Annotated in this window: 9 protein-coding genes and 1 pseudogene; 3 read left to right on the top strand and 7 right to left on the bottom strand. The window is 70.4% G+C overall.

The window, feature by feature from the left end; genetic code table 11:
* Nucleotides 1-1,302 (top strand): glutamate decarboxylase (gene gad, locus ON27_RS03170; RefSeq protein ID WP_043719022.1); only part of this gene is annotated, 1,302 nt, incomplete at its 5' end.
* A 115-nt stretch (nucleotides 1,303-1,417) separates the two neighbouring features.
* Here the strand turns inward: gad and ON27_RS03165 are convergent.
* The 3 genes from ON27_RS03165 to ON27_RS03155 all read right to left on the bottom strand — a co-directional run bounded on the left by ON27_RS03165 (nucleotide 1,418) and on the right by ON27_RS03155 (nucleotide 4,826).
* Nucleotides 1,418-2,119 (bottom strand): DUF2334 domain-containing protein, encoded by a 702-nt coding sequence (locus tag ON27_RS03165; protein WP_043719027.1) that lies wholly within the window; start codon nucleotides 2,117-2,119, stop codon nucleotides 1,418-1,420.
* 153 nt (nucleotides 2,120-2,272) lie between these two features.
* Nucleotides 2,273-4,444: a S9 family peptidase gene (locus ON27_RS03160; protein WP_245559766.1), complete on the bottom strand. Its 2,172-nt coding sequence runs from the start codon at nucleotides 4,442-4,444 to the stop codon at nucleotides 2,273-2,275.
* Nucleotides 4,445-4,454: 10 nt separating this feature from the next.
* On the bottom strand, nucleotides 4,455-4,826 hold the full coding sequence (locus ON27_RS03155) for a MerR family transcriptional regulator (RefSeq protein ID WP_043719020.1): 372 nt from the start codon (nucleotides 4,824-4,826) through the stop codon (nucleotides 4,455-4,457).
* A gap of 46 nt (nucleotides 4,827-4,872) precedes the next feature.
* Here ON27_RS03155 and ON27_RS03150 point away from each other — a divergent pair, with 46 nt between their 5' ends.
* Entirely contained in the window at nucleotides 4,873-5,958 is a 1,086-nt protein-coding gene (locus ON27_RS03150; RefSeq protein WP_043719018.1) for an alkene reductase, read from the top strand.
* 254 nt (nucleotides 5,959-6,212) lie between these two features.
* Here ON27_RS03150 and ON27_RS03145 read toward each other — a convergent pair whose 3' ends face one another.
* The 4 genes from ON27_RS03145 to ON27_RS03130 form a co-directional block, all read right to left on the bottom strand.
* The gene (locus ON27_RS03145; protein ID WP_043719016.1) at nucleotides 6,213-6,635 is read right to left on the bottom strand and encodes an HIT family protein; all 423 of its coding nucleotides are present in this window, start codon (nucleotides 6,633-6,635) and stop codon (nucleotides 6,213-6,215) included.
* Nucleotides 6,636-6,981: 346 nt separating this feature from the next.
* A complete protein-coding gene (gene purB / locus ON27_RS03140) occupies nucleotides 6,982-8,403 on the bottom strand; it encodes an adenylosuccinate lyase (RefSeq protein WP_043719014.1) in 1,422 nt (473 codons plus the stop codon).
* A gap of 6 nt (nucleotides 8,404-8,409) precedes the next feature.
* Nucleotides 8,410-9,108, bottom strand: coding sequence for a TetR/AcrR family transcriptional regulator (locus ON27_RS03135; RefSeq protein ID WP_245559765.1), 699 nt, complete (start codon nucleotides 9,106-9,108; stop codon nucleotides 8,410-8,412).
* A 128-nt stretch (nucleotides 9,109-9,236) separates the two neighbouring features.
* Entirely contained in the window at nucleotides 9,237-10,406 is a 1,170-nt protein-coding gene (locus ON27_RS03130; RefSeq protein ID WP_086007415.1) for a pyridoxal phosphate-dependent aminotransferase, read from the bottom strand.
* Between the two features lie 54 nt (nucleotides 10,407-10,460).
* Between ON27_RS03130 and ON27_RS03125 the strand changes: the two are divergent.
* Nucleotides 10,461-10,746 (top strand): annotated as a pseudogene (locus ON27_RS03125) (hypothetical protein); the annotation flags it as partial.

Genomic DNA, 10,746 nt, shown 5'->3' with positions numbered 1-10,746 from the left:
GCTTACGAGATCGTGCACGACGAGCTGATGCTCGACGGCGTCTCCAGGATGAACCTGGCCACCTTCTGCACCACGTGGGTTGACGACCAGGCGCGCAGGCTGATGTCCGAATGCCTGGACAAGAACATCGTCGACAAGGACGAGTACCCGCAAACGGCCGAATTCGAGCGCCGCGCCGTCCGGATGATCGCCGACCTGTGGCACGCGCCGGACCCGGCCGCCACGCACGGCACCTCGACCATCGGGTCCAGCGAGGCGGCCATGCTCGGCGGCCTCGCGGCGAAGTTCCGCTGGCGCAAGCGCGGCGGGGCCGGGACGCCCAACTTCGTCTGCGGTCCCGTGCAGGTGTGCTGGGAGAAATTCGCGCGCTACTTCGACGTCGAGATCCGGCAGATCCCGCTGCGCGGCGACCGGCTCACCATGCATCCCGACGATCTCGCGCAGCATTGCGACGCGAACACCATGATGGTCGTCCCCACCTTCGGTCAGACCTACACCGGCCTGTTCGAAGACGTCGCGGGCGTCAGCGCGGCGCTCGACGCGCTGGAGCGCGAGAAGGGCTGGGACATCCCGATCCACGTCGACGCCGCCAGCGGCGGCTTCCTCGCCCCCTTCACTGCGCCGGATCTGGTCTGGGACTTCCGGCTGCCACGGGTGAAGTCGATCAACGCCTCGGGTCACAAGACCGGGCTGGCTCCGCTCGGCGCGGGCTGGGCGATCTGGCGCGACGCCGCCGACCTGCCCGAGGAGCTGATCTTCGACGTCGACTACCTCGGCGGCAGCATGCCCACCTTCAACCTGAACTTCTCCCGGCCCGGCGGGCAGGCGATCACCCAGTACTACGAATTCATCCGGTTGGGGCGCGCCGGCTACGCCCGGGTGCAGTCCGCCATCTACCGGGTGGCCCAGCACCTCGCCGCGGGGCTGCGCGGGCTCGACGTGTTCGAGCTGATCCACGACGGTGACCCACAGCGTGGCATCGCCGCGGTGTGCTGGCGGCTGACCGGAGATCCCGGCTTCAACCTCTACGACCTGTCCGACCGGCTGCGCTCCCGAGGATGGCTGATCGCGGCGTATCCGCTGCCCGCCGACCGGGACGACGAGACGGTCATGCGCGCGGTGCTGCGCCACGGCTTCACCGTCGACATGGCCGACCTGCTGATCGCCGATCTCGCCCGCTGCATGCGGCAGCTGCGGCAGCGGCCGTTCTCGACCTCGCTCACGAGGGAGGAGGCGGGCGGATTCACGCACGACGCGACGCCTTCGGTCCCGCAGACGACGATCGCCGCGTCCCGGTCGTGACAGCGCCGCCGCCCGGCTACGCCATTCGCGGGCGGCGGCGCCGATCGGTCGCGCGAAAGCGGTCCCGACCGGCCGCGGGCGACGGTGCCGACCGCACCGCGCGCCGCGGCGTCAGTCATGCGGCCCGAACGGCCGGGAAGGGCTCCCACCGGTAGGTGGTTCCGGCTGCCCCGTGGTACTGCGCGAGGTCGACCGCGTCGAGCATGGCCTGTCTCGGGCCGGAACGGGCCAGCTGGGCCGCGGACACGGCCAGCCGCAGCACCCCGCCACGCCGGGCCGTGCGCGCGGCGCCCATGACCAAGGCCCGGCACCACCACGGCTCCGCGCGGAAACCCTCGCCGATGCCGTACACCCTGGACTTCTGCGCCACATTGCGCTCCAGGTCGATGATCGAGGTCAGGCCGAGCGCCAGCCGGAAACCGACCTCGGGCAGTGCGGCGAGCGCGCCCGCCGAGGCATCCCAGCGCGGAGCGGCGAACAGCCGGGTGCGCAGGTCGACCTGCTCCAGCACCCGATCCGCCGCGGTCAACCGCAGCCGCGCCTCGTGCCTGGGCAGCGCGGCGAATTCGGCGCGCCGCCGCTTGGTGGCCGCCTGGTCGTAGCCGTGCAGCACGATGGCGTCGCCGCGGGCCCGCCGCCCGCGCAGCCAGGCCTGCGTGGCCGGGTCGTCGAGCAACCGGTACTTGCCCTTCAGCCGCGGCGCCACCAGTAGCGAGAGCGGCACGCCGCGCCGATCCATCTGTTCGGCGAACTCCATCGCCGTGTCCCGGGTGGTGTCCCTGATCCCGGAAATCGATACGATCAGCTCAGCGTTCATGAACCTACGGTGCCAGCCGCACATGTCCTCGACGTGCAGGCCGCATGACCAGGTGGCGAACACTCCGTCACGCCTGTGCCGAGCGGCCGCCCCGCGCGCGGCGCGCCGCGGCTACCCGCCCGCCACCGGCGCGACCGGCGGCGATCCGATCCGCTACGCGTCGGCGAGACCGACCGTGTCGAGCACCCACGCGTGCTCGAAGGCCACTTCCCGCCACTTCTCGTAGCGTCCGCTGACCCCGCCGTGGCCTGCGCTCATCTCGGTCTTCAGCAGCAGCGGCGCGTCGCCGGTCGCGGTGGCGCGCAGCTTGGCGATCCACTTCGCGGGCTCGACGTACAGCACGCGGGTGTCGTTCAGGCTGGTGATGGCCAAGATCGCCGGGTAGTCCCTGGCCTGGACGTTCTCGTACGGCGAGTAGGACTTCATGTACTCGTAGACGTCCTTGTCGGCCAGCGGGTTGCCCCACTCGTCCCACTCGATGACGGTCAGCGGGAGCGACGGGTCCAGGATCGAGGTGAGCGGATCGACGAACGGCACGTTGGCCAGGATGCCCGCGAACAGCTCGGGGGCGAGGTTCGCCACCGCGCCGACCAGCAAGCCGCCCGCGCTGCCGCCGTCGGCGATCATCCGGTCCGCGGCGGTGACCCCGGTGTCGATCAGATGCCGAGCGGCGGCCACGAAATCGGTGAAGGTGTTCTTCTTGGTGAGCGTCTTGCCGTGCTCGTACCAGAGCCTGCCCATCTCGCCCCCGCCGCGCACGTGCGCGACCGCGAAGACCATGCCGCGATCCAGCAGCGACAGGCGGGCGACCGAGAAGGCCGGGTCGATGCTCGCCTCGTAGGAGCCGTAGCCGTAGAGCAGCAACGGTTTCGGCGCGTCGGCGGCCGTCGTCTTCTTGCGCACCAGCGAGATCGGAATCCGGGTGCCGTCCTCGGCGACCGCCCAGTCCCGGTGCTGCTCGTAGTCGTTCGCGTCGTAGCCGCCGAGCACGGGCTGCTCCTTGCGCAACAGCAGCTCGCCGGTGGCCGGGACGTGGTCGAACACCTGCATGGGCGTGATGAACGAGGTCAGCCCGATGCGCAGGGTCGGCTGGGCCCACTCCGGATTGGAACCGACGCCGACGGCGAACAGTTCCAAGCCGAAGTCGAGTTCGCGCCGCTCCCCGTAGCCCGACTCGGTCAGCGGCCACACCGCGATCCGGGTGAGCGCCTCGCGCCGATAGCTGAGCACCAAGTGGTCGCGGAACGCGTCGATGTCCTCGAGCCGCACGTCGTCGCGGTGCCCGATCAGCTGGGTCAGGTTCGACGGGTCGTCGACCGGAGCCTCGGCGAGCACGAAGTTCTCCGCCTTGACCCCGTCGACCACGTCGTTGTGCAGGATCAGGAACCGGTCCGCGCCGCCGATCACGGCGTGTTCGGCGGAGTACTCGACGCCCTCGCGGCGCGGCAGCAGCACGCGGAACTCGCCCTCGGGATCGTCGGACTCCAGCACCCAGCCCTCGCTGGTGATCTTGGAACCGACCCAGATCATCAGGTATTTCTCCGAGCGGGTCGCGCCGACGCTCACCCAGTAGCGCTCGTCCGGCTCGTGGAACACCTTGACGTCGGGATCGGTGCTGCCCAGCCGGTGCCGCCACACCGTGTCGGGCCGCCAGGACTCGTCGACGGTCTGATAGAAGACGTGGCTGCCGTCCAACGACCAGGTCGCGCCGGGAGCGGTGCCCGCGATCTCGTCGCCGAGCAGTTCCCCGGTGCGCAGGTCCTTGAAGCGCAGCACGTATCGCTCGTCACCGGCGTTGTCCACCGAGTAGGCGAGCAGGTTGCCGTCATGGCTGATCGAGAACGCGCCGAGCGCGAAGAAATCGTGGCCCTCGGCCAGCTCGTTGCTGTCGAGCAGCACTTCCTCGCCGGGGACCTCGGTCTCGGCGTCGAGCTGGGGCGGCGTCCAGGCGTCGATGCCCGCGGCGCCCGCGGTGATCGGGCACCGGCAGTGCACGCCGTACTGCTTGCCCTCGAAGCTGCGCGAGTAGTACCAGTAGTCGCCGAGCCGGGTGGGCACCGAGAGGTCGGTCTCCTGGGTGCGCGCCTTGATCTCGTCGAAGATCGTCTCGCGCAACGGGGCCAGGTGCTCGGTCTGCGCCTCGGTGTAGGCGTTCTCCGCCTCCAGATAGGCGATGACGTCGGGATTCTCCTTCTCCCGCAGCCACTCGTACTCGTCGACGAAGACGTCGCCGTGGTGCACGCGCTCGCTGGGCACCGTCTTGGCGACCGGCGGCGCCACCGCGCCGCTACCGGGTTCGGAGATCGTTGAGCTGTCGAGAGCCATGGCGTCCACCCTACTGTTCGGCGGGCGCGCCGCCCGCAGCTCGGATGATGCCGTCGAGCACGTCGCCGGTCCGGCGCAGATCGCGCATCGCCTGGTCGATCCTGGCGCGTTCCTCGGTGAGCTTGTCCACCAGGAACGGCGTCGCGCGGGCGTTGGGGGTGCCGTCGACGTCGTGGATGCACGGCAGCAGCTCGCCGATGGTGTCGCTGCGCAGGCCCGCCGCGAACATCTCCTGGATGCGCCGGACCCGGTCGACCGCCGCCTCCGGATACTCCCGCTGACCGCCGGAGGTCCGCCGCGCGGCCAGCAGACCTTTCGCCTCGTAGTACCGCAGCGACCGGACGCTCACGCCGGTTCGCTCGGCCAGTTCACCGATCCGCACACTCGCTCCTTGACCTAACATCAATGTCAGGTTTTACGGTACAGCCATGCTGCTGACCGAATACCGCAACCATCCGCTCGACCTGCCCAACCGGATCGTCATGGCGCCGATGACCCGGTTGCGCTCGCTGCCCGACGGCTCGCCGACCGGCGACGTCGCCGACTACTACGCCCAGCGCGCGACGGCGGGGCTGATCGTCACCGAGGGCATCTGGCCGCATTCGACCGGGCAGAGCGAAGCGTGGGTGCCCGGATTGCAGACGCCCGCGCACGTGGCCGCGTGGCGCCGGGTCACCGAGGCCGTGCACGCGCGCGGCGGGCGGGTCTTCGCGCAACTCATGCACGGCGGACGCAAAGGCCACCCGCTCGCGCGGATCGACGGGTCCTGGCCCGCCGGGCCGTCGCCGGTGCTGGACGACGACCGGGTGCATCTCATCGCAGGCGGCAAGGCCGATCCGATCACGCCCGCCGCGCTCGACCGCGCCGGTATCGCCGCCGCCGTCCGGCATTACGCCGACGCCGCGCGCAACGCCGTGGCCGCGGGCTTCGACGGGGTGGAGCTACACGGCGCCAACAGCTATCTGCTGCACCAGTTCCTCGCCGACAACACCAACCTGCGCGACGACGAGTACGGCGGTTCCGTCGCCAACCGCATGCGGCTGCCGTTGGCGGTGGTGGACGCGGTGACCGACGCGATCGGCGCGGAACGCACCGCGATCCGGCTGTCGCCGGGCAATCCGCAGTTCAACATGTTCGAAGCCGACCCGGCCCCGCTCTACCGCGCACTCGTCGCCGAACTCGACCGGCGCGACCTCGCCTACCTGCACCTCACCGACAACGACCGCTACCGGGCGCTGCACGACCTGCGGCCGCGCTGGCACGGCACGCTCATCGCGAACATCGGCGAGAACCGCGCGCCGACCACGGCGGCGGGTGCGGAGGAGGTCGTGCGAGCCGGGCTCGCGGACTTGGTCTCCTTCGGCAGGGCGTTCATCGCCAACCCGGATCTCGTGCACCGCATCCGGTACGACCTGCCGCTGGCGCCCATCCGCGAAGAGTTCCTGTACGGCCGTACCGCCGAGGGTTACAGCGACTACCCGAACTGGACGGCGGCCGAATTGGTGCGCGACTAGATGGTCGCGGCTCGGCGATCTCCTGTACCGTCACCGCCGTCTCCGGGGGTGACGTGCGCGTGGCCCGGATCGGTTTCGTCGCCGCGCTGAGGTGTGCCCACGACATGTCGATCGTCCACGGGCCGGGTGCTCGGCTTTCCAGGTGCCCGGCCCGGCGGTTCGCCGCCGCGAGTGCGACGCGAGCAAGGCACGTGGCGGCTGGCAGACGTGCCGCTCGCCCGTGCGAAGACGGTGCGGAACGCAGCGATACGGACTCAATCCTTCAGCGCGCCCCGGATCGATCCGGCGAGGTAGTCCAGATCCTCCCGCCGCGGACTGGTCGGACGCCCGCGCAGACCGAACCCGTCCCCCGGCGTACGCGGAATCACGTGCAGGTGCACGTGGAAGACTTCCTGTCCCGCCGTCACCCCGTCCGCCAGAAAGAAATTGACCCCGTCGCACCCCACCTCGCTGGCCCGCAACGCCGCCGCCAGCCGCTGCCCCACCTGGAACAACTTCCCCCCGACGACCGGATCGAGTTCCGCCAGGCTCCGCGCCGCCACCTTCGGCACCACCAACAGGTGCCCCGGCGTCATCGGCCGAATATCCATGAACGCCATCACATCGTCGTCCTCGTAGACCTTGCTCGACGGCGCCCGCCCAGCGACGATATCGGCGAAAATCGTGTACGGATTCACGACCCGCAGTTTATTGAGGCGATTGCCTCTGCCGTCGCGCGCGGGCAGTCAGCCGATCGACCGGCGCGTCATCCCTGGGACTTGTCGCGCCATCGGTCCAGCGCGGCCCCGACCAGCGCACGGGCAGCCTTGCCGGTTACCGACTGCGCGGCGAGTGTTTCGAACGCGCGGGCGCACAAGGCAATCTCCCTCGGCTGAGTGATCGGGTGGCGGTCACGGCGATTGGTCGGCAGGCCGACTCACGCAACTCGCGCCATCCCCAGCAACGATCTCGACGCAGCCCGGAACCGGATGGTCACGTCCCTCGGAATCTGACGAAACCACCAGCTGGTCGTTCTCGTCCCCGCTACAAGATCGGCGACGGCGTGTAGCGTGCCGCGTCCGGATGCCGGTCGACCAGTTTCTGCACCTGGCCGATGACGTCGGCCACCTGGGCGTCGGCGGCGCCGACGAAAGCGGACTTGTCGGCGAGCGCGGCGTCGAGGGCGGCGCGGTCGAGCGGGAGGCGCGCGTCGGCGGCGAGACGATCCAGGAGGTCGGGTTCGCGGCCCTGCTCGCGCATGGCCAGGGCGACCGCGACGGCGTGCTCCTTGATGACCTCGTGCGCGGTCTCCCGGCCGACGCCGGCGCGGACCGCCGCCATGAGGATGCGCGTGGTGGCGAGGAAGGGCAGGTAGCGGTCCAGTTCGCGGGCGATCACGGCCGGGTAGGCGCCGAACTCGGCCAGGACGGTGAGGAAGGTCTCCATCATCCCGTCGATGGCGAAGAACGCGTCCGGCAGCGCGACGCGGCGGACCACCGAGCAGAACACGTCGCCCTCGTTCCACTGGGCGCCCGCCAGCTCGGCCGCCATCGAGGCGTAACCGCGCAGCACCACCTGCAAGCCGTTGACCCGTTCACAGGAGCGGGTGTTCATCTTGTGCGGCATCGCCGAGCTACCCACCTGCCCGGGCTGGAAGCCCTCGGTGACCAGCTCGTGCCCCGCCATCAGCCGGATGGTGTGCGCGAACGACGACGGGCCCGCGCCCACCTGCACCAAGGCGGAGAGCACGTCGTGGTCCAGCGAGCGCGGATAGACCTGGCCGACGCTGGCGAGCACGGTCGCGAAGCCCAGATGCCCGGCCACCTGCTGCTCCAGGCGGGCGAGCTTGGCCGGGTCGCCGCCGAGCAGGTCGAGCATGTCCTGCGCGGTACCCATCGGCCCCTTGATCCCGCGCAGCGGATAACGATCGATGAGTTCGCGCAGCCGGGACAGGGCGATCAGCAATTCGTCGGCCGCGGAGGCGAACCGCTTGCCGAGCGTGGTGGCCTGCGCCGCGACGTTGTGCGAGCGGCCCGCCATCACGAGCGTCCGGTACTCGGCGGCCCGCTCGGCCAGCCGCGCGGCGATCGCGACGCCGTGCGCGTGCACGTGCTCGAGCGAGAGCCGGATCTGCAACTGCTCCACGTTCTCGGTGAGGTCGCGGCTGGTCATGCCCTTGTGCACGTGCTCGTGCCCGGCCAGCGCGTTGAACTCCTCGATCCGCGCCTTCACGTCGTGCCGGGTGACCCGCTCGCGTTCGGCGATCGACGCGAGGTCCACCTCGTCGAGCACCCGCTCGTAGTCCGCGACGACGCCGTCGGGCACCGCTACGCCCAGCTGTGCCTGCGCCCGCAACACCTCCAGCCACAGCCGCCGCTCCAGCACGACCTTGTGCTCCGGCGACCACAGGTGCACCAGCTCGGGGCTGGCGTAACGGGTGGCGAGGACATTGGGGACAAGACTCACGTCGGGTCAGTCTAGTGCCCGGTAGCGATCCACTTGCCCAGGCGTGGCGCGCACGGGGCCGTCCGTGGTCGAGTACGCCGCCTGCTCGGGGCCGGACCCGCGCGCCGGGGGCGCGACGATGTCGATCACTTCCAGCAGCGCGCCGCGGGCCATCCGCCGCGGTTCCGGGTCCATCTCGGTGAGCGCGGCGACCACCGCTCCGTCCACCACGGCGACCAGCCTGCGCAGTTGTTCGGGCCGCACCATGCGGTCCGACCGGCGCAGCACGTCGGCCAGCAGCTCGTCCAGCTGGGCGCGCAGCCGCAACTGGACCTCGCGCAGTTCCGGGTGCCGTGCCGAGGCGACCGAACGCTCGTAGCGGGCGATCAGCTGCCCGCGCGCGCCCTCGTCGGCGCCGTCGGCGCCCACCAGCAGGTCGAGCACCAGGTCTACGGTGGCCTCCGCCCCGCGGCGGCGGTGGCTCACCTCGCCGACCCGCCTGCGCATCGCGTCCAGCTCGGCGTTGCCGCTGAACTCGACCGCCCGCGCGATCAGGTCGTCGAGGGATTCGAAATAGTAGGTGGTCGACGCCAGGGGCAGATCGGCGCGGGTCGCGACCGAACGATGCCGCACCGCCTCGAATCCGCCTTCGAGCAGGAGTTCGGCAGCGGCGGCTATCAAAGCCTGGCGACGCCGTTCGCCTTTCGGGGTCGTCGCGGTGATCACCGTGCCATCGTGCCAGTCGTCATCAGTTCTTCCAGGGGAAATCAGCGAGGAAAAGCAACCATCGTTGTTTTACCGCATCCGCGCGGCCAGGGTGCCGAACTGCGGAAAGTTCTTGCCCGGCACGGGTTTCAATCAGCTAGATAGTGCCCTAGACGCAGCAGCGCCGCCTCGATGTCGGCGGTGGCTCCGGCGAACGAGAAACGAACCGTGCGGTGCCCGTTGACGGTGTCGAAATCCACCCCGGGGGCGAGCGCGACGCCCGTGTGGTTCAGCACGTCGGCGCACCAGGCCCGGGAGTCGTCGGTGAGATGGCCGATGTCGGCGTAGGCGTAGAAGGCGCCGTCGGCCGGGGCGAGGTCGGCGATGCCCAGTTTCGGCAGCCCGTCGAGCAGCAACCGCCGGTTCACCGCGTACCGCCGGACGTGCCCGTCGAGTTCTTCCTTGGCCTCCGCCCCGAACGCGTGCAGCGCGGCGTACTGCGAAATGGCGGGTGGGCACACGGTCAGGTTCGAGGCCAGTCGCTGCAGCGCGGGCCGCAGGTCCGTCGGCACCAGCATCCAGCCCAGCCGCCAGCCGGTCATGGAGAAGTACTTGGAGACCGAGCCGATCACCACCGATTCCCGCGAGGTCTCCCACGCCGAGGAGGTCGCGCTGTCGGCGCCCGCGCTGTCGTAGGTGATGCCGTGGTAGATCTCGTCGGAGATCAGCAGCGTGCCGTGTTCCTCGCACCAGCGGGCCAGTGCGGCGAGCTCGGCCGGCGCGATCATGGTGCCGGTGGGGTTGGCCGGGCTGGCCACGACCAGACCGGCGGGCGGTTCGGGGAGCGCGTCGAGCATGGCGACGGTGGGCTGGAACCGGGTGGCCGCGCCGCAGTCCAGCTCCAGCACCCGGCAGCCGAGCGCGGCGAGCGTGTTGCGATAGGCCGGATAGCCGGGGCGGGCGACCACGACGGTGTCGCCCGGGTCGAAGGCGGCCAGGAAGATCAGCGAGAACGCGCCGGAGGAACCGGTCGTCACCACCACGTCGTCCGGTTCGACCTGGTAACCGTAGGTTTCCCGATGGTGTTCGGCGATCGCCTCCCGGATCGCGAGGATACCGAAAGTCTCCGTGTAACCGAGCAATTCGGCATCGATCGCCAGCCGGGTCGCGCGCAGGACCGGCGCGGGCGCGGGCGTCGAGGGCTGCCCCGCGGCGAGAACGAGCACATCTCCGTGCGTCCGGGCGCGTTCCGCGGCGGCTTTCCAGACGTCCATCACGTAGAAAGGTGGAATGGTCGACCGGCGAGATTCTCTGGACACTCGACAGACGGTAGAGCACGCGCAACCGCACGGCCGCGGTTACGGTCTGCCCTGATGCTCGACAAGTCTCGACGAGACGGGCTCGACCGGGTGCGCGGGGTCGGCGGTATCGGCGTCATCCCGCGCGATTGGCGCACGCGCTCGCCCCGGCGCGCCGAGCGGCGCGCGCTCCGGCGTGGCGGCAAGCTCGATCCGCGCGTGCTGTGGGCGCGCCGCCGTCACCTGCGCGCCTGGTGGTTGCGCAAGTCCAGCCCCCGCGATCTGTGGCGGCGGAAACCCACCGGTGCGGAGTTGCTCGCGCTGGCGCGCAAACACCAGGTGCTCTTGGCCGGGATGACCG

The sequence above is a fragment of the Nocardia asiatica NBRC 100129 genome (assembly GCF_000308415.1).
GTDB lineage: Bacteria > Actinomycetota > Actinomycetes > Mycobacteriales > Mycobacteriaceae > Nocardia > Nocardia asiatica.
Note: the sequence above shows the minus strand (reverse complement) of the source record. Positions and strands in the feature narration are given on the sequence as shown.